The organism is Mesorhizobium sp. M0077 (genome assembly GCF_040322955.1).
GTDB lineage: Bacteria > Pseudomonadota > Alphaproteobacteria > Rhizobiales > Rhizobiaceae > Mesorhizobium.
In genome coordinates, this window is the sequence record NZ_JAMYUL010000007.1 from 16,501 (window position 1) to 35,356 (window position 18,856).

At 63.8% G+C, this 18,856-nt stretch carries 17 protein-coding genes and 1 pseudogene; 13 read left to right on the forward strand and 5 right to left on the reverse strand.

The genetic code is table 11. From position 1 onward, the window contains the following. From NKJ57_RS15575 to NKJ57_RS15590, 4 genes and pseudogenes are all read left to right on the forward strand, one after another. Positions 1-858 carry a lytic transglycosylase domain-containing protein gene (locus tag NKJ57_RS15575; RefSeq protein WP_023730823.1) on the forward strand — a complete coding sequence of 286 codons (858 nt, stop codon included), beginning with the start codon at positions 1-3 and terminating at the stop codon, positions 856-858. Positions 859-938: 80 nt separating this feature from the next. Then, positions 939-1,419, forward strand: a pseudogene (locus NKJ57_RS15580) (chloramphenicol phosphotransferase CPT family protein). A gap of 163 nt (positions 1,420-1,582) precedes the next feature. After that, positions 1,583-2,722, forward strand: coding sequence for a sterol desaturase family protein (locus NKJ57_RS15585; protein ID WP_198020049.1), 1,140 nt, complete (start codon positions 1,583-1,585; stop codon positions 2,720-2,722). Between the two features lie 80 nt (positions 2,723-2,802). Further along, positions 2,803-3,555, forward strand: a complete 753-nt coding sequence (locus NKJ57_RS15590) for a Stf0 family sulfotransferase (protein WP_023730822.1) — start codon at positions 2,803-2,805, stop codon at positions 3,553-3,555. Here the strand turns inward: NKJ57_RS15590 and NKJ57_RS15595 are convergent, their stop codons facing one another. From NKJ57_RS15595 to NKJ57_RS15605, 3 genes are all read right to left on the reverse strand, one after another. Next, a complete protein-coding gene (locus tag NKJ57_RS15595) occupies positions 3,556-5,898 on the reverse strand; it encodes a response regulator (protein ID WP_352511926.1) in 2,343 nt (780 codons plus the stop codon). Between the two features lie 85 nt (positions 5,899-5,983). Then, positions 5,984-6,169, reverse strand: a complete 186-nt coding sequence (locus NKJ57_RS15600; RefSeq protein WP_023684018.1) for a hypothetical protein — start codon at positions 6,167-6,169, stop codon at positions 5,984-5,986. Between the two features lie 37 nt (positions 6,170-6,206). Beyond that, positions 6,207-7,226, reverse strand: a complete 1,020-nt coding sequence (locus NKJ57_RS15605; RefSeq protein WP_031195645.1) for a LacI family DNA-binding transcriptional regulator — start codon at positions 7,224-7,226, stop codon at positions 6,207-6,209. A gap of 218 nt (positions 7,227-7,444) precedes the next feature. Between NKJ57_RS15605 and NKJ57_RS15610 the strand changes: the two genes are divergently transcribed. From NKJ57_RS15610 to NKJ57_RS15635, 6 genes are all read left to right on the forward strand, one after another. Next, positions 7,445-8,278, forward strand: coding sequence for an inositol monophosphatase family protein (locus NKJ57_RS15610; RefSeq protein ID WP_352511925.1), 834 nt, complete (start codon positions 7,445-7,447; stop codon positions 8,276-8,278). A gap of 61 nt (positions 8,279-8,339) precedes the next feature. Beyond that, complete coding sequence (locus NKJ57_RS15615; RefSeq protein WP_023706271.1) at positions 8,340-9,365, forward strand: ABC transporter substrate-binding protein; 1,026 nt, start codon at positions 8,340-8,342, stop codon at positions 9,363-9,365. 90 nt (positions 9,366-9,455) lie between these two features. Beyond that, positions 9,456-11,660: an ABC transporter permease gene (locus NKJ57_RS15620; protein WP_023706272.1), complete on the forward strand. Its 2,205-nt coding sequence runs from the start codon at positions 9,456-9,458 to the stop codon at positions 11,658-11,660. A gap of 14 nt (positions 11,661-11,674) precedes the next feature. Then, complete coding sequence (locus tag NKJ57_RS15625) at positions 11,675-12,775, forward strand: ABC transporter ATP-binding protein (protein WP_352511924.1); 1,101 nt, start codon at positions 11,675-11,677, stop codon at positions 12,773-12,775. Between the two features lie 98 nt (positions 12,776-12,873). Further along, complete coding sequence (locus tag NKJ57_RS15630; RefSeq protein WP_023673089.1) at positions 12,874-13,347, forward strand: carboxymuconolactone decarboxylase family protein; 474 nt, start codon at positions 12,874-12,876, stop codon at positions 13,345-13,347. Beyond that, positions 13,347-14,204: a sigma-70 family RNA polymerase sigma factor gene (locus NKJ57_RS15635; protein WP_352511922.1), complete on the forward strand. Its 858-nt coding sequence runs from the start codon at positions 13,347-13,349 to the stop codon at positions 14,202-14,204. The genes NKJ57_RS15630 and NKJ57_RS15635 overlap by 1 nt, the downstream gene beginning before the upstream one ends. A gap of 113 nt (positions 14,205-14,317) precedes the next feature. Here NKJ57_RS15635 and NKJ57_RS15640 read toward each other — a convergent pair whose 3' ends face one another. Then, a complete protein-coding gene (locus NKJ57_RS15640; protein WP_352511921.1) occupies positions 14,318-14,902 on the reverse strand; it encodes a TetR/AcrR family transcriptional regulator in 585 nt (194 codons plus the stop codon). A gap of 102 nt (positions 14,903-15,004) precedes the next feature. Here NKJ57_RS15640 and NKJ57_RS15645 point away from each other — a divergent pair, with 102 nt between their 5' ends. Both NKJ57_RS15645 and NKJ57_RS15650 read left to right on the forward strand, forming a co-directional pair. Further along, positions 15,005-15,820 (forward strand): oxidoreductase, encoded by an 816-nt coding sequence (locus NKJ57_RS15645; protein WP_023748328.1) that lies wholly within the window; start codon positions 15,005-15,007, stop codon positions 15,818-15,820. 68 nt (positions 15,821-15,888) lie between these two features. Next, a complete protein-coding gene (locus NKJ57_RS15650; protein WP_352511920.1) occupies positions 15,889-16,890 on the forward strand; it encodes an NADP-dependent oxidoreductase in 1,002 nt (333 codons plus the stop codon). Positions 16,891-16,986: 96 nt separating this feature from the next. Here NKJ57_RS15650 and NKJ57_RS15655 read toward each other — a convergent pair whose 3' ends face one another. Further along, positions 16,987-17,904, reverse strand: a complete 918-nt coding sequence (locus NKJ57_RS15655; RefSeq protein ID WP_352511919.1) for a polyprenyl synthetase family protein — start codon at positions 17,902-17,904, stop codon at positions 16,987-16,989. Positions 17,905-18,036: 132 nt separating this feature from the next. Between NKJ57_RS15655 and NKJ57_RS15660 the strand changes: the two genes are divergently transcribed. Further along, the gene (locus NKJ57_RS15660) at positions 18,037-18,744 is read left to right on the forward strand and encodes a biosynthetic peptidoglycan transglycosylase (RefSeq protein ID WP_050593969.1); all 708 of its coding nucleotides are present in this window, start codon (positions 18,037-18,039) and stop codon (positions 18,742-18,744) included. The last annotated feature ends 112 nt before the right edge of the window (positions 18,745-18,856 follow it).

Genomic DNA, 18,856 nt, shown 5'->3' on the forward strand with positions numbered 1-18,856 from the left:
ATGCGGGGGCTGCTCAAAGCCGGTGTGATCCTGCTCTGCGGGCTGGGTGCCGGACAGGCGCTCGCCGATCCACCGCAATCGCGCTCGGCGGCGAAACGATTGATCGGCCGTGTCTGTGACCTGATCGAGACGCATGCCGAGCGGAACGGTCTGCCGAAGGATTACTTCGCCCGGCTGATCTGGAAAGAAAGCCGCTTCGACCCCAATGCGGTGAGCCCGGTCGGTGCCGAAGGCATCGCCCAGTTCATGCCGGGCACCGCCAAGATGCGCGGGCTGGCCGATCCTTTCGACATCGACCAGGCGATCCCGGCTTCGGCGAAATATCTCGCCGAAATGAAGACCGGCTTCGGCAATCTCGGCCTGGCGGCGGCTGCCTACAATGCCGGCGAGAGCCGCGTTTCGCGCTGGCTGGATTCCGGCGGTTTCCTGCCGATGGAGACCGAGAGCTACGTCTTCGACATCATGGGCGAACCGGCCGACAAGTTTTCCGACAGCGCTTACGCCGGGACGGTCGAGCCGCTCGACGGGAAAACCAGCTTTGCCGTCGCCTGCCGCAAGCTGCCGGTGATCATGTCCAGAACCGTGGCGATGGCCTCGATCACTGTGAAGCCATGGGGCGTCCAGGTGGCCGGCAATTTCCGCAGGGGAGCTGCGATCAATCAGTGGCTGCGGGTCAGGAGCCGGTTTCCGGCGCTGCTTTCCGGTCGTGACCCGGTGGTCAGCCGGGTGCGCACGCCGATCGGCCGACGCGGCATCTACGCCGTCAGGATCGGCGTCGACGACCGTGCCGCCGCCAACGTCATCTGCCAGAAACTGCAAAGCGTCGGGGGCGCCTGTATCGTCGTGCGCAACCGATAGGCGGAGGGGGCGACATAACGGCCAAAATCGTCCTGCTTAATGGCGTCGGCAGCGCCGGCAAAAGCTCGATCGCCAGGGCGCTGCAAACGATCGCCACCGAGCCCTTCCTGCATGTCCAGATGGATGCTTTCATCGACATGCTGCCGCCGGCGCTGCAGGATCATGCCGACGGGTTTTCCTTTGAGACCGTGCTGGAAGACGGCAAGCCGTCGGTGGTGATCAGGAGCGGGCCGGTCGGCGCGCGAGCCATGCGCGGCATGCGCCATGCCATCGCCGCCATGGCCGGGCAAGGCAACAATCTCATTGTCGACGACGTCTTCAATGACGAGATAGCGGAGTACCGCATGCTGCTGTCGGGTTTCGATCTGCATCTGGTCGGCGTCATGGCGCCGCTGGAGGTGCTGGAAGCGCGCGAGGCCGCGCGCCGACAGGCTGCCTGGCCTGGCGCGCTGGCAATATGGACGCGTCCACAACGGCATGGACTACGACCTCGAAGTCGACACCAGCCGGCTGACGCCGCTTGAATGCGCCCGTCGCATCCAGGAAAGATTCCGACTATAGTGGCCGGTGTTCTTTTGTTGCAATCATAGCTCTTCCAATCGCCCGAAAGCGATAGTCACCCGTCATGTGCAGGGTCGTGGCGATTAAATATTAATGAGCCCTGCTGTAGCAAAAGAGGTCGATATCTCGACGAGAGCTTTTGCGATCGTCAAAAAGGCGGGGCATGGGGGCGGTGGCAAATTTCCTTAGACGCGTTGTAAGTGAACTTGAAACGCCGCGCGCCAAACGGCCGTTCGGTTCTGGCTGGCTGTCCGGCTCGATTGGCTTGCTTGCCGGGGTCACCGCCCTGCTGATGGTCATCGTGCTGCGCTACCCGTCGCTTACATCGATGCCGGATCTGGCCCCCATCCACCAGATGCTGTTCTTCAAGCCGGTGCTCTATTTCGTCCTCATCTCCGGCTATATCCTGGCGATCCTCAGCATGACGCTGCGCAGGCAAAAGACGCTCGGCGCGGCAGCGATGTTCACTGTGCTGCTGGCGTCGCTGGTCGGCATGCTTCCGGTGCGCCATCAACTGCACATCGAAGGGGTGTTCTTCGGGCTTGATTTCTTCATCCTGAACGCCCTGTTCATGGGTGTGCTGTTCGTTCCGCTCGAACGTCTTTTCGCGCGCAACAAGGATCAGACCGTGTTCCGCGACGAATGGCGCGAGGACCTGTTCTACTATCTGGTCTCATCGCTGCTAGTGCAGATTTTGACCTACCTGACCTTGGCGCCGTCCAACTTCGTCAATGCGCAGGGCGCCCTTGGTTCGGTGCGCGCCTGGGTCCACGACTTGCCGTGGCTGGTGCAACTGCTGGCGGTAATGTTCCTGACCGACCTTGCCCAGTATTGGGTGCATCGGGCCTTTCATCGCATTCCCTGGCTGTGGAAGTTCCATGCCGTGCACCATTCCGCCAAGTCGATGGACTGGATTGCCGGTGCGCGCATGCATTTCCTGGAAATCATCGTGCTGCGCAGCCTGACGGCCACCCCGATGTTCGTGCTGGGGTTCGATGAATCGGCTATCCAGACGTATATATTGATCGTCTACGTCTATTCGTCTTTCATCCATTCCAACATCGGAACCAGTTTCGGTCCAGTCGAAAAGGTGCTGGTGTCGCCGCGTTACCACCACTGGCATCACGGCCTCGAGAAAGAAGCGATCGACGTAAACTTCGCCATCCATTTCCCGCTGCTCGACCGGCTGTTCGGTACCCACCATATGCCCGAAGGGCGCTGGCCGAACGGCTACGGCATTCACGGACATCCCGTTCCGAACGGATACTGGCAGCAATTCCTCTATCCCTTCCGGCGCGGCTAGACTGGAGTCCTTCGCGAAGCGCGCGTGTCACCGCGCCTGGCGAGGTTAGCCCAATCCATGACAAGCGACAGAGCCCCGAGATGCGTGACGGCTACATAATCTGCGGCACGCCGAGAACCGGAAGCACCTTGCTGTGCGGCCTTCTGGCCTCGACGAAAACAGCCGGCGATCCGCACTCGTTCTACCGGCGGCAGGACAAGGCGGAATGGGCCGAAGAGTGGCAATTGCCGCATCCCGAGACGATGAGCGCGCATGATTTCGACCTCGCCTATCTCGGTGCGGCAATCAGCGCGGGAAGGGGCGGAACGGGCGTCTTCGGCTTGCGCCTGATGCGGGAAAACCTGGATGAACTCTCGGCAATCCTCGACCGGATCTACCCAGACCTGCCATCGGACAAAGCACGCTTTGAAAAGGCCTTCGGGCGGGTCCTCTACATCCATCTTTCGCGCGAAAACAAGCTGGCGCAGGCGGTGTCGCTGATCAAGGCCGAGCAGACCGGGCTTTGGCACATCGCGCCCGACGGAACCGAGATCGAACGAGTCGCACCGCCGCAGGAACCCCGCTACGATTTCAAGCGGATCCAGCGCGAGCTTGCCGAACTCGAAGCCTATGACGCGGGCTGGAACGTCTGGTTCGCGGAGCAGGGGATCGTCCCGCTGCGCATCGGCTATGAGCGCCTGTCAGGCGATCCGGCAGCGGCATTGGCATCCATCTGCAAGGCCCTGGGCGTTCCGGCGCCGAATGCCGCCGACGTAAAGCCGGGCGTCGCCAAGCTCTCGGACGAGATTAGTCTGGACTGGATGCGCCGCTATCGTCTGGACGCGGCGATTTGATCAAGCCCTCTTTACCGCGACCGTTTCGCTGAGCCATGTGCCGATCTTGCTGCCGAGGCGGTCGGGCGACACCGGCTTGGGCAGATAGTCGTCCATTCCGGACTCGATACATTTGTCGCGGTCGCCCTTCAGTGCGTGCGCGGTGACGCCGATGACTGGTGTGTGATTGCCACTCGCTGCCTCCGCCGCCCGGATGGCGCGGGTCGCCTCGTAGCCGTTCATCTCCGGCATGGAGACGTCCATGAGGATCAGCTTCGGCCGCAGCGCCCGGTACATCTCAACGGCCGTGCGGCCATTGCTGGCGATGCGGTAGCTGAGGCCAAGCCCATTGAGGATTTGGCCGAACACCAGCTGGTTCACGTCATTGTCCTCGGCGATCAGAATATCGATCGGGCCGTTTGGCGTGGCGATCGATTCAGGCACTGTGGCCGCCGGAATTGCCGGGCCGCGAATGACGGTGAAGGCGGGTAGCGTCACGGGTGCCGCCTGCGGAACAACAGGCTCGCGAACGAACTGGGCCTTGCCGATCTGGGCCCGCGCTTTCTGGATGGCCGAGATGACGGTGCCGAGCAGGATGGCCGAGCGCGCCGGCTTGGTGAGATGCGCGGCGATGCCGAAATCGATGACCATCTTGCCGAAATCGACCTGGTCGACGGAGGTCAGCAGCACCACCGGGATGGCGGAGAGACGGCTGTCGGCGGAAATCGCCTTGGCGACATCGGCGCCGTTCATGCCGGGCATCTGGTAGTCGAGGATGATGCAGTCGACCGCAGCACCGAGCTGGCTGGCCCGGTCTAGAAAGGCGAGGCCGACGGCGCCGCTTTCGGCGGCCGCGCAGTCGAAGCTCCAGCTTCTGAGCTGTTCCAGCAAGATCTCGCGGTTGACCGGGTTGTCGTCGATGACCAGCACGCGGGCGCCGGTGACATCGACCGGCACGACCTCGTTGCGCGTGTCCTGCTGATGCGCCGGCAGCGGCACGGCGAACCAGAACACCGAGCCGCGGCCGATCTCGCTTTCGACGCCGATCTTGCCGCCCATCAGGTCGATGAGGCGGGCGGCGATGGCAAGGCCGAGGCCGGTGCCTTCATGGCGGCGCGTCGACGAGCCGTCGACCTGCGCGAATTTCTCGAACACGTTCTCGAGCTTCTCGGCAGGAATGCCGATGCCTGTGTCCTCGACGCGGACCTTGAGCTGGACCATGCCGTCGACCACCTCGCCGCCGACATCGATCAGCACATGGCCCTTCTCGGTGAACTTCACCGCATTGCCGAGCAGATTGGTGACGATCTGACGGAACCGTCCGGCATCGCCGACGACATGGGCAGGCAGGCGCGGGTCGACACGCACGATCAGCTCGAGGTTCTTTTCGGCGACGCGCGCCGACACCAGTGTGGCCACGTCCTCGACCGCTTCGGCAAGCCGGAAGGGTGCAGGATCGAGCGTCAGCTGACCGGCATTGATCTTGGAGAAATCGAGGATGTCGTTGATGATGGTGAGCAGCGCATTGCCGGACTTGACGATGACTTCGGTGAAGGTTTTCTGGCGCGCGTTAAGCTCGGTCTTGGCGAGCAGTTCGGCCATGCCCAGCACGCCATTCATCGGCGTGCGGATCTCATGGCTCATATTGGCCAGGAATTCCGATTTGGCGCGGTCGGCCGCTTCGGCCTTGAACAAGGATGCGGCGGATTCGGTGAAGGCGCGGCGGATCGCATTTTCCATCGGCCGGAAGATCCAGAGGGCAACGATGGCAAGAACCGCGAACAGAAGGCCGCTTGCCCACAACAGCAGCCTGTCGCTGGAGGCGTCGGCCAGATGGCGTTCGCCATCCATGGCGGTACGCACACGCACCAGCATCGGCTGGACGAACAGGTCGTTCTGGTTGAGGATTTCGCGCGAACTCCATTCGTCGGTCTGTTGCGCCGCCGACATCAGGTTGAAGTTGCGCACGATGTCGCGCGACGACCAGAACAGGTCGCCGTTGACGGCGGCCGACGAGAGTTCGTCCAGCGTTTTGGCCGACAGGCTCGGCTTGATCGCGGCCAACTCCGCGGACAGTGTTTCGATCTCGCTGGTCAGGCGTTGCGAATGGCCGCGCGCTGCGGCGGCAAGGCCGTCACGGGTTTCGGTGCGCCAGGTCGTGCTGGCGGTTTCGGCAAAGCTGGAGGCGTTGCGCAGGTCGCGGGTGAAGACGACGAGATTGCTGCTCAGCGCGTCGATGTCGTGGCGGAAGGAATTGACGCGATTGAGCGCAAACATCACCGCGGTGGAAGCCAGCGCAAAGATGAGCAATCCCGAGATGTAGCGGATCCGGATCGAGCGGATGAAGAAAGAATATTCCGGCATGCGCAACCCCAACACATACGCATCATTTTAACGGTCGGGATTACGCTTGATTTACATTAAAATTCCGTTCGCGCCTGGCGGGCCGTCAAGATCCTGGCTGCACGTGCCCGGAGTTGGCGCCATAGAGGGTGGCATCGCATTCGCGCATCATCCGCAGTGCTTCTTCCTCGGTCAGGCCGAACTTGCGCATCATGCTCCGGATTTCGGGGCCTACAGCTATCTCCACCGGTCTTGCCGCCTGGCGGGTCTTCCTGGCCTTTTTCTTGGACATCAGTACGTTTCCCGTCTTGACCGACACATGTTTCGCATCAGCCCTGACCCGGCCTCACCGTGCTGCGCCAGACCATGGGCGCATGGCAGATCAGGCGGCTGCCAGCCTCCTCCCGCGCGCCGGTCGCGAGCCGCACGGCGCGCCTGGCGATCTCCTCGATCGGCGGCGAGAACGTCGTCAGCCGGTAAGAGGCCCAGTCGGCCTGTTCAATGTCGTCAAAGCCGATGACGCAGAGATCGCGGGGTACGTTGATGCCGAACTCGTGGCGGGCCGCATCGAGAAAGCCGCACGCAATCAGGTCGGTCACGCAGAACGCCGCATCCGGCCGCTGCCGGCCGGAAAAGAGCCGCCTGGCGCCATCGGCTCCGGTGGCATAGCCGGTGCGGCCCTCGCGCCACACGGTCACCTCCAGCCCTTCCTTCTGCGCGGCGGTAAGGAAGGCGGTTTCGCGGGAGAGCAGGCTGGGCGTGCCGGCAGCCGAGGTCACCAAAGCGGGGCGGGTACAGCCGGCCCGGATGAAGGCATGCAGCGCTGCCTCTGCGGCTGCAGCGTTGTCGACACCGATATTGTGCGGGCCGTCGAAGCGGTCATCGCGATTGATCAGCACCAGCCGCTGGCCGTTCTCAAGACAGGTGCGGATCAGCAACTGCGGCGGCGAGCCGGACAGAACGATGCTCGCATCGGCGCGATAGTTCAGCGTGTTGCGCAGCGCCTGGTCGACATGGTGGCTGGGGCCGGAGGTGTTGAACACCATGGCCATTTTGCCGGCGTCCCGCAGATGTTGGGTCAGCGCCTTCTGCAGGCGGGCATGATAGGGCGTGTCGCCATCGGCAACGATGAGGCAGACAATGCCGGTCGAGGCCCGCATCAGGCCGCGAGCCAGATGGTTGACGTGATAGCCGAGTTGCTCGGCGGCCAGCATCACCCGCTCGCGGGTTTCCCCGGAAACGGAAGCGCCGGGCGTGAAGGTACGTGACACCGCCGAACGTGAAACCCCGGCGAGGTCGGCAACCTGCTGGGCGCTGGAAAAACCGGTGCGGATTCTCGGAACCGTCAAGCGAACGCTCTCGCTGCTGTTTTCGTGATTCTTTGCACGCCAGTGCAATGTAATGCAACTCTTCTGCCATTGCCACCCACCGCACTTGACAGGCATGGCCGAATGCAACAGCTTTGCACAGCCGTGCAATACAAGCCGGCTCAAGAGTGGCATCGGAGGAATACCCTGTCCATTTCGCCGAAGACGGCATTGAGGGCGCGATTGTCCGGACCGGCTGCATGAGCAGGGCGGCGGCGCATCCGAAGGCGGACCGGCTGTCCGAGGCCGAGATGGACAGGCGTGCCGAGGTCTGCCGGAAACTGCTTGTCACGGCCGGGCAACTGGCGATGGAAGGCTATGCCCGGCAGGGCGCCGTCCAGCCGGTGGCGATGAAAGGCCCGCAGGATTTTCTCACTGAAACCGACGGCAAGGTCGAGGAGCACATCCGCGCGACGCTGGCAGAGGCTTTTCCGCAGGACGGGTTTTTGGGCGAGGAAGGCGGTGGCATCGGCTCTGCCCGCATGTGGGTCGTCGACCCCATCGACGGCACCGCCAATTTCATGCGCGGTATTCCGCATTTCTGCATTTCGATAGCTTTCGTCGAGAACGGCCGCAGCGAGATCGGCGGCATTGCCAATCCGGCCATCGGCGAAACGTACTTTGCCCGTCGCGGGCAGGGCGCGACGCGCAATGGCGCGCCGATCCATGTGTCGCCGACGCAAGCGTTCGACCGCGCCTTTGTCGAGTTCGGCTGGTCGCCCAGGATTCCCAATCGCGACTATCTGGACAAGGTGAGCCTTGTCTGGGCACTCGGCGCCAATGTGCGGCGCTCCGGCTCCGGAGCGCTTGGGCTGGCCTATGTGGCCGACGGCCGCTCGGATGCCTATGCCGAGCTGCACATCAATTCGTGGGACTGCCTGGCCGGATTGCTGCTGGTGGAGGAGGCCGGCGGCCGTGTGAACCGGTTCCTCGACGGCGACGGCATGGCGAAGGGCAATCCCGTGCTAGCGGCAGCACCCGGCGTTGCGGCGACATTGTCCCAGGTGATCGGAGTGCCGCTCGACGACGGGTAGATCGTTTCCAGTGAGAAGACAGGGAGGAATATCGATGAAGACATTTGACAGTAAGCAAGGCTTGCGCGCCGCCTGGCTTGGCCTTGGCGCGGCGCTGGCCATGTTCGGATTGGCGAGTGCCGCCCAGGCGGCCGACCGCAGCCTCACAATGTATTGCGCCGTCGACGAGGCCTGGTGCCGGGCGATGGCGACCACCTACCAGAAGGAGACGGGCGTCAGCGTCGACATGACCCGCATGAGCGCCGGCGAAATCTACGCCCGCCTCCGGGCCGAGAAGGACAATCCGCAAGCCGATATCTGGTGGGGCGGCACCGGCGACCCGCATCTGCAGGCGGCGGAAGAGGGCCTCACCCAGGAATACAAGTCGCCGCAACTGGCAAACTTGCGCGACTGGGCGCTGAAGCAGGCCGACAGGTCGAAGAACCGCACGGTCGGCATTTATCTCGGTGCGCTCGGTTACGGCTATAATGAGGAAGATCTGAAGCAGCGCGGGCTGACCGCGCCGGCGTGCTGGGCCGATCTGGTCAAGCCGGAATTCCAGGGCGAGATCGAGATGGCCGACCCGAATTCATCGGGCACGGCCTGGACCATGCTTGCCACGATCGTCCAGCTGATGGGCGAGGACAAGGCATTCGACTATCTCAAGCAGCTCAACAAGAACATCGCCGAATACACCAAGGCAGGGGCCGCGCCGGCACTCGCCGTCGGCAAGGGCGAGACGCTGATCGGCATCTCCTTCCAGCACGACGTCATCAACGCGGCCAAGCAGAACCCGGCGGTGAAGGTGGTTTCGCCTTGCGAGGGCACCGGCTTCGAGATCGGCTCGATGAGCATCGTGACGGGCGCCAAGCATGTCGAAGAGGCGCAGAAATTCTACGACTGGGCGCTGAGCCCGGATGCGCAGAAGCTCGCGGCGCCGAACGGCAGCTTCCAGATCCCGTCGAACACCGCCACGCCGGTGCCGCCCGAGGCGCCGGACCTCTCGAAGATCAAGCTGATCGACTACGACTTCGCCAAATACGGCTCGTCGGCCGAACGCAAGCGGCTGTTGAAGAAGTTCACCGACGAGGTCCGCAATGGCGGCTGAGCGCGTTCTTTCGTGCTCACTCTAGCATCTGATCGCCGGCTGCCCTTCGCGGCAGCTGGCGCACCATCCTTTGGCACAGAAAGACATTGAATGGCCGCGGCCGGTTCCATGGTCAGTTCCGCTCCTGGACGCAGCGCGCTCGCCTGGGTAATGGCCGCGTGGGCGAGCTTCGTGCTCTTGCCTTGGTACAAGGTCGAAGGCGGCTTCCTGTCGTTCGACTGGCTGGCACAGCCGACGGATGCGACGCCGGCCATCATACTGGCGCTCGGTGGCCGGCCCTGGCTGTTGCCGCTTGTCCTGCCGCTTCTGCTGGCGAGCTGGCTGGTGGCGCGCAACAAACCCAAGAGCCTTGCGATTGCAGGCGCGGCGGGCCTGCTGTGGCTGGCCATCGAAGGCTTTTCCATCATCCATTCGGGCTGGGGATTTGGCTTGCTTACCCAGGTCGCCGGCACGCCGGGACCGATACAGCCGGGGCTCGGCTGGGGTGCGGCGCTCTATGCCGTGGCGATGCTGATGTTCATCGCCGAGGCGCTCGCCGCGCGCGGCTGGTGCAAGGGCGACCGTTTCGTCGTCGGCTCGCTCTCAATCGTGATTGCTTCGCTGATCCTGTTCGTCGCCTATCCGCTGCTGTCGATCCTCACCTCGGCCATCAAGGATAATGACGGCAATGTCGTGCCGGCGCTGTTCGTCGAAAAGATCTTCAGCGCCAACATATGGAGCCTGCGCTGCCTCTATGGCGAGGGCTCCTGCGGCGTGGCGTGGAACACGGTGGCGATCGCAGTCCTCGTCGGCTTTTTCTGCACGGCGCTTGGGCTGGCTCTGGCGCTGATTGCGCTTCGCACCAAGCTGCCGGCCAAATGGCTGCTGCGCGGCCTGTCCATCCTGCCGATCATCACGCCGCCCTTCGTCATCGGCCTGGCGCTGATCCTGCTGTTCGGCCGCGCCGGCATCGTCACCAACCTCATGTCGGTGCATCTCGGCATTCCGCGCAGCCGCTGGATCTATGGCATGGCCGGCATCACCATCGCGCAGGTGCTGGCCTTCACGCCGATCGCCTTCCTGGTTCTGGTCGGCGTGCTGCAAGGGGTCAGCCCGAGCATGGAGGAGGCGTCGCAGACCTTGCGCGCCAGTCGCTGGCGGACGTTTCGTACCGTCACCTGGCCGTTGATCCGGCCGGGCCTGGCCAGCGCCTTCCTGATCTCGTTCATCGAGAGCATGGCCGATTTCGCCAATCCGCTGGTGCTGGGAGGCAATTTCAACGTGCTGTCGACCGATATATTCTTCGCGGTGGTTGGCGCGGCGCACGACCAGGGCCGCGCGGCGGTGCTGGCGATCGTGCTGTTGATGTTCACGCTGGCAGCCTTCGTCATCCAGCGCCGCTGGATCGGCAGCCGCAGCTACGTCACCGTCGCAGGCAAGGGCGATGGCGGTGTACCGGCGACGCTGCCCAAGGCCTTGCGGATCGGCTGCTACGCCGCCGTCGTTCCGTGGCTGGTTCTGACCATCGTGGTCTACGGCATCATCCTGTGCGGCGGTTTCGTGCAATCGATCGGGCGCGACAACACGCCGACGCTCGAATATTTCCTCACCGCCTTTTCGATCGAGAAAGGCGTCAATGGCTGGTTTTTCAGCGGCTCGGCCTGGCCGTCGCTGCTGATGACCATCGGCCTGGCGCTGGTGGCGATGCCGTTCACCGCGGCGCTCGGCATCCTGACGGCCTATCTGCTCGACCGGCAGCGTTTCGCCGGGCGCACCATGTTCGAATTCCTGGCGATGATGAGCTTTGCCATTCCCGGCACGGTGATCGGCGTCAGCTATATCCTTGCCTTCAACGTGCCGCCGGTGCAGTTGACGGGCACCGGGCTGATCATCGTCATCTCCTTCATCTTCCGCAACATGCCGGTGGCGATCCGCGCCGGGCTCGCCAATCTCGGCCAGATTGACAAGAGCCTGGACGAGGCATCGCTGACGCTTGGGGCGCGGTCTTTTGCTACCTTGCGGCGGGTGATCCTGCCGATCCTGAAGCCGGCGATCGTGACCGCGATGATCTACAGTTTCGTGCGCGCGGTGACGGCGGTCAGCGCCGTCATCTTCCTGGCGAGCGGCCGGTTCAACCTCGCCACGGTCTACATTGTCGGGCGCGCAGATGTCGGCGAATACGGCATCGCGATTGTCTATTCGGCGGTGATGATCGTCGTCATGATGGTCATCCTCATCGGCATCCAGCTGCTGGTCGGCGAACGCCGGCTCGGCCGGCGCCGTGCCGGTCCGGAAGCCGTTGTGGCAGCAATCTGATGGGGAGAAGCGGCGTGGATCAGACGGCGAAGACTGCTGCCCCGGTTGTCACGGACAGGCCGGCCGTGCGGTTCGAGGGCGTCACCAAGAAATACGGCGCGGTGACCGCCGTCGACAACGTCAGCTTCGACATCGCGCCGGCCAGCCTGGTGACGCTGCTCGGGCCCTCGGGTTGCGGCAAGACGACGACGCTCAGGCTGATCGCCGGACTGGAACAGACCAGCACCGGGCGCATCCTGATCGACGACAAGGACGTCACCTTGCTGTCCGCCGCCGAGCGAGATGTCTCCATGGTGTTCCAGTCCTATGCGCTGTTCCCGCACATGAACGTGATGGAGAATGTCAGCTACGGCTTGCGGGCTATGGGGCTTGGCAAGGCGCAGGCAGCCGAGCGCGCCGCCGAAAAGCTGTCGCTTGTCGGCCTGTCCGGCTACGAGAAGCGCCAGCCGAGCGAATTGTCCGGCGGCCAGCAGCAGCGCGTCGCGGTGGCGCGAGCCATCGTACTGGAGCCGAAGGTGCTGCTGTTCGACGAGCCGCTGTCCAATCTCGACGCCAAGCTGCGCCGGCGGGTGCGCGACGAAATCCGCGGTCTCCAGCAAGATCTGGCGCTGACCATGGTCTATGTCACGCATGACCAGGAAGAGGCGCTCGCCGTCTCCGACCGCATCATCGTCATGAACGCCGCTCGCGTCGCCCAGGACGGCACGCCGCGCGACCTCTACAACGAGCCGACCAACCGTTTCATCGCCGACTTCATGGGCGACGCCAATCTGCTCGACGTCGAGGTGCTTTCCAGCAATGCGACCAGAGCGAGGGTCAAGGTCGGACCCTTGCTGCTCGACATGCCGGGTCGCGGTAACGCTCCGGGGCCGGCGATGCTCGCTGTGCGCCCGAATGCCGTGCGCATCTTGCCCGGCCAGCCAGCGGGCACCATGAAGGGCCGGGTGGTCAAGAGCTCGTATCTCGGCGACCACATGGAATACCGCATCGCGATCAGCGATCCGGCGGTTGAACTGTTCGCGACATCGCCTGATGTCACACCCGCCGTGGCGGAAGGGACGATGGTCGGGATCGATTTCGATCCGGCGAAGATCGTGCTGATCAAAGACGATTGAACGCGCCGGGAAAGCACCTTCGAAAAAATAAAGCCTGAATGTCACACCGGCCGGTCTTGTCTCGTCATGATGGCGTACCCAACACAAGGACTGCAATCATGACCGCCAAAATCGACCTCTTCGCCGCCGCCCCTGCGCTGATCAAGCAGTGGCAGCGCGCATCGACCGAGCTCTCCGTCGCCGCCGGGCTCGAGCACAGCCTCAACGAGCTGGTGAAGCTTCGGGCGTCGCAGATCAATGGCTGCGCCAACTGCATCAATCTGCATGCCACCGAAGCGCGCGAGAATGGCGAGACCGAGCAGCGCATCTATCTGCTGCCGGCCTGGCGCGAAGCGCCCTGCTACAGCGACCGCGAGCGTGCCGCGCTCGGCTGGACCGATGCGCTGACGCGCCTCTCGGAAGGACAGGACCGCGAAAGCGCCTATGATGATCTTAAGGCGCATTTCACCGAGGAGGAGCAGGTGAAGCTCACCGTTTTGATCAACATCATCAATGGCTGGAACCGCATCGCCGTTGGCTTCGGGCTCTACACCGACGCAGCAACGATACGCGCCAGCGCCAAGGCGGCCTGATGACGGCGACGGCACCCGACGACGCGGCAGCGGGCTTCGGCCCGCTGCGTCCGAAGCTGATGCGGGTCGCCTATCGCATGCTGGGCTCGGTGAGCGACGCCGAGGATGTCGTGCAGGATGCCTTCATCCGCTGGATGGGGACCGACCGCTCGCAGGTTCGCGAGCCAGAAGCGTTCCTGCGCCGCACGGTGACGCGGCTTTGCCTTGACCAGCTCAAATCCACGCGGCGCCAGCGCGAGACCTACATCGGCCCTTGGCTGCCCGAGCCGATCGTCGAAGAGGACGATCTTGAAGATGTCACCTTGCCGCTGATGTTGGCGCTGGAGCGGCTTTCGCCGCTCGAGCGGGCGGCCTTTCTGCTGCACGATGTGTTCGGACTGGAATTCGAGGAGGTCGCGACCGCCATCGAGCGCGATTCAGCCGCCTGCCGCCAGCTTGCCGCTCGCGCACGGGGCCATGTCCGCGAGGCGCGGCCTCGCTTCAAGGTGGAGAAGCAGCGTGGCCTGGAGATCGCCGAAGCCTTTTTCGCGGCATCGCGCAGCGGCGACATGGAGGCGCTCGGCGCGCTGCTGACGGAAGATGTCAGCGCTCATGCCGATGGCGGCGGCAAGCGTCCGGCGGCTTTGGCGCCGGTGCTGGGCTTCGACGCCGTCATGAAGGAATACGCGCAAGTCGCGGCCTGGCTGCGCGACAATCGCTCGACGCTGGTGCGCATCGGCTTCGTCAATGGACTGCCGGGGTTCGTCACCCAGGAGGCCGATGGCGAACTGCAGACGACCGCGCTTGACATCGAGGACGGGAAGATCGCGGCCGTCTATGTCATGCGCAATCCCGACAAGCTCAGGCATCTGCGTTAGACCCGATTGAATCGGAGCGAAATACCGGTTCGGCCCGCCTCCAAAAGCCGGCCCTTCCTGTGTGCGACCCGCAGGACGATGTCAGGGCCCTTTGCCGCTGCCGCCACCGGCCTCTAGGATGCCTTCTCGCCGTCACGTGGCTGGATCAGCCTGCGCGCGGCATCTGCTCCTGCCGCAAGGAAGCGATCCGACAATTCGGTCCCTGCCACCGCGCGGGCCAGTTGAAGCGCGCCGATGAGGGTCGCAAAGACGCCCATGGCAACGCCTTCCGGATCCCTGGCCTGCGGAAGCGCTGCAGACAACTGGCGCACCAAAACCAGCAAGCGTTCGGTGTAGACTTGGCGCGTTTCGAGCGGCTGACGCGCGAGTTCCGGGAGCAGCGCGGCGTTGGCGCAGCCCCTTCCCGGATTGTCCCGGTGCCCGGCTGACAGATACGCCGCTATCCCCATCTCCGGACCACCGGCGGCCAATACCTCTTGCAGTTGCTGCACCTGGCTCTCTAGGGCCGCTACCAGGCTTTCACGCACAAGCTCCGCCTTGGATTGGAAATGCGGATAGAAGGCTCCGTTCGTCAGCCCGGCGTCGCCCATGATGGCTGCCAGTCCGGACGCGGCGATGCCGTCACCGCGAAAACGCTGGGCTGCGACCTCGACGATGCGATCGCGGGAGGCGTCCTTTCGGCCCTTTTCGTAGCGCATGGCGCTCTTCCTTTCTGCTATTGCATTATAGGTGTAATGTGATATTACGATCATAATTCAATCAACGGCAAAAAGCTAGCCCTCATGTCTGTGGAGTATCAAATGAGTACCCTTTCGGGAAGAACCGCAGTCGTGACCGGAGCCTCTTCGGGCATCGGCCGCGCCAGTGCCGAGGCCTTGGCGCGGGCGGGGTATACCGTCTTCGGGACAAGCCGCAGCAAGGCCGGCAACGGCCCGGCTAAGGTGTCCATGCTGACCTGCGACGTGACCGACGGGGAGTCCGTCAGCGCCCTCGTTGCAACCGTGCTGGCCCAGACCGGTCGTATCGATCTGCTGGTGAACAATGCCGGTGTCGGCCTGCTTGGCGGCGCCGAGGAATCTTCGGTCGCACAGGTGCAGGCTCTGTTCGACGTCAATCTGTTCGGCGTCATGCGCATGACCAATGCGGTGTTGCCGTCGATGCGGCGCCGCGGCCAAGGGCGCATCGTCAACATCGGCTCGATTCTAGGATTGGTGCCCGCGCCATACTCAGCGCACTACTCGGCGGTCAAGCACGCGCTGGAGGGCTATTCGGAATCGCTCGATCATGAGGTTCGCGCCTTCAACATTCGCGTCTCGGTCATCGAGCCGGCATTCGTGCGCACCGTCTTCGACCAGAACGGCATCGAGCCGGATTCCCTGTTGAAGGACTACGATCAGGCGCGCGCCGGTCTCAAGGCGCTGCTTGCCGATGTGATGCCCAAAGCCGACCGGCCGGAAGTGGTGGCGGATGTGGTCGTCAAGGCAGCGACCGACGCCCGTCCGCGACGGCGCTATACCGCAGGGAAGGCAGCGCGCCAGGTCAGCCTGCTGCGCCGCTTCGCCCCCGCGGGGATGTTCGACAAGACCTTGCGCAAGCAGTTCCGCCTGCCGGTCTGAACAACGGTGGGACGGAGAATTTCACACACAAACGGCACACCAACGGACACTCTCAGAAAGTCACTGCCATGAAGGCATTCGTTGTCGATAAATATAGCAAGAAAGGCATTTTGCGGCTGGCCGAGATGCCGGAGCCGGAGCTGCTGGACAATGACGTCCTGGTCGAGGTCCATGCCGCCGGGGTGAACCTGCTGGATTCCAAAATCAGGACCGGCGAATTCAAACTCGTCCTTCCCTATCGCCGGCCCTTCATCCTCGGTCACGACGTTGCTGGGAGGGTTGTCAGGGTGGGCTCGAAAGTCCGCAAATTCAAACCCGGCGACGCCGTCTATGCGCGGCCGCGCGACGGCCGGATCGGGACATTCGCCGAATTCATCGCAATCGATGAAGCCGACGTGGCGCTGAAGCCGGCGAACCTCAGCATGGAAGAGGCGGCCTCGATCCCGCTGGTCGGTCTGACCGCCTGGCAGGCTCTCATCGAGAGGGCGGGTCTGAAGACAGGCCAGAAGATCTTCATCCAGGCTGGCTCCGGCGGCGTGGGGACATTCGCCATCCAGTTGGCAAAGCACCTCGGCGCGATCGTTGCGACAACAGCGGGCGCGGCAAGCGCCGATCTGGTCAGGGATCTCGGCGCCGATGTTGTCGTCGACTACAGGAAGGACGACTTCGAGAAAATCCTGTCGGGCTACGACGTCGTCCTGAACAGCCAGGACGCCAAGACGCTTGAGAAATCCCTGACTGTGCTGAAACCGGGTGGGAAGCTCATCTCGATTTCCGGTCCTCCGGATCCCGAATTTGCCTGGAAACAGGGACTGAACGTGGTGCTAAGGCTGCTGCTGCGGCTGCTGAGCCGTGGTATCAGGACCAAAGCCAAGCGCCGGGGCGTGGGATTTTCGTTCCTGTTCATGTCGGCGCAAGGTGAGCAGCTGAGCAAAATCACGTCCCTCATCGAAGATGGGGCGATTCGCCCGGTCGTCGACAGGGTCTTTCCTTTTGAAGCGACCAATGAGGCGCTGGCTTACGTCGAAACAGGACGCGCCAAGGGCAAGGTCGTCGTCAAGGTCAGATAGCGCGCCCAGTTGCTTTGGGGCATTTGAGAGACACCAAGCAAGGCAGCGCAAGGCCGACAAATTCCGAAAACGGTTCGGCATCCGATTGCCCAAACCTCAGTTGTTGCGGACTGCCACGAAGCTTGCCGCTGCCTTCAGCAAGGCTGCCTGTTCACCGTAAGGCTCAAGCAATTCATGGGCCTGCTTGACCAGCCCATGGAGCTGGCTGCGCGCCCAGTTCGCGCCATGCAGCGCCACCAGCGTCGCCTTGCCGGCGGCTGCGTCCTTGCCGGTCGCCTTGCCCATCTGGCTGGCATCGGCGGTCAGGTCGAGCAGGTCGTCGGCAAGCTGGAAGGCAAGCCCGACCGCCGAGCCGAATTCGGCCAGCCGGTCGCGGTCCTGCGGTGCAGCGCCGGCAATGATCGCGCCGGCTTCGCAGGCGTAGCGGATCAGCGCGCCGGTTTTCATCGCCTGCAGCCGGACGATGCCGGCCTCGTCCGGCCTGTTGCGCTCGGCTTCGAGATCGAGCGTCTGCCCGCCGACCATGCCCCCCGTGCCGGCGGCGCGCGCCAGCGCCAGCACCAGCGCCGCCCTGCGCTCCGCCGGCAGCGCCGTCGCCTCATCGGCGAGGACATCGAAGGCAAGCGTCAGAAGCGCGTCGCCGGCAAGGATGGCGGTGGCTTCATCGAAGGCCTTGTGCACGGTCGGCTGGCCGCGGCGCAGATCGTCGTCGTCCATAGCAGGCAGATCGTCATGGATCAGCGAATAGCAATGCACGCATTCGAGCGCTGTCGCCACGCGAAGCGACGCCTCGCCATCGGCGCCAAAAAGGGCGGCACTTTCCATGACCAGGAAGGGGCGCAGTCGCTTGCCGCCGTTCAGCACGCCATGGCGCATGGCAGCCATCAAGCGCTCCGGCCGGGCGATCTCGCCGGCAAGCGTGCGGCCTTCGAGCAGCAGCCTGAGTTCGGTCTCGATCGCCGCCGCCCGCCTCGGAAGTGCGGCCTCAAAGGCCAATTGCTCGTCTTTCGTCATGGCCGGGAGCGGTAGCCGACACTCAGACGTTGCGCAAGAAGCCTCGCGCCATTATGCCGGAGGCGGGAGAGTGGCGCGGGTGGGGGCGGCTTGACGGAACCGATCGTCGATCATGAAACCGAAGGGTTTGAGATGGCGCGACCAAGGCGCGTGAACCGCGCCGGTCTGAAGCGCCTGGCACGGCGCGGCCTGGTCGTCGCCGTCGTGCTGGCGGCGATACCCGTTGTGCTGACCTTCCTTTATTTGCCGTCCTTCGTGCATCCGATATCGACCTTGATGGTCAAAGACCTCGCGACCTTTTCCGGCTACGACCGGCGCTGGGTGTCGATCGACGATGTGTCGCCGGTGCTGGCCAATTCGGTGATCATGTCGGAGGACGGTCAGTTCTGCTTCCATCGCGGCATCGATCTCGGCGAATTGCGCGGCGTCGTCGACGATGCGCTGGCCGGCGAGGCGACGCGCGGCGCCTCGACCATCACCATGCAGACGGTGAAGAACCTTTTCCTGTGGTCGCGGCCGCTGGGCTCGGTGCGCAAGGTGGTCGAACTGCCGCTGGCCGTCTATTTCGACGCGGTGATGTCGAAACGGCGGATCATGGAGATCTACCTCAACATCGCCGAATGGGGGCCGGGCGTTTACGGCATCGAGGCGGCGGCCCAGCATCATTTCGGCGTTTCGGCCAAACAGCTGTCGCGGCGGCAGGCGGCATTGCTGGCCGTCTCGCTGCCCAATCCGATCGCCCGCAATCCGGCCAAGCCCGGTCCGGGTCTGCGGCGGCTGGCGTCGCTGATCGAACGCCGCGCCGGCCGTTCGGGCGCGTATGTCGGTTGTCTTGATTAGGTAGAACCGCTGCCAGTTCAAAAAAAATCGCCACGGTGCTGGCCAAAACGGCGCAGGGCGTGTATAGGCACCCGACTTTCTCAGATTATGGCCCTGACGCGGCCCTTTCACG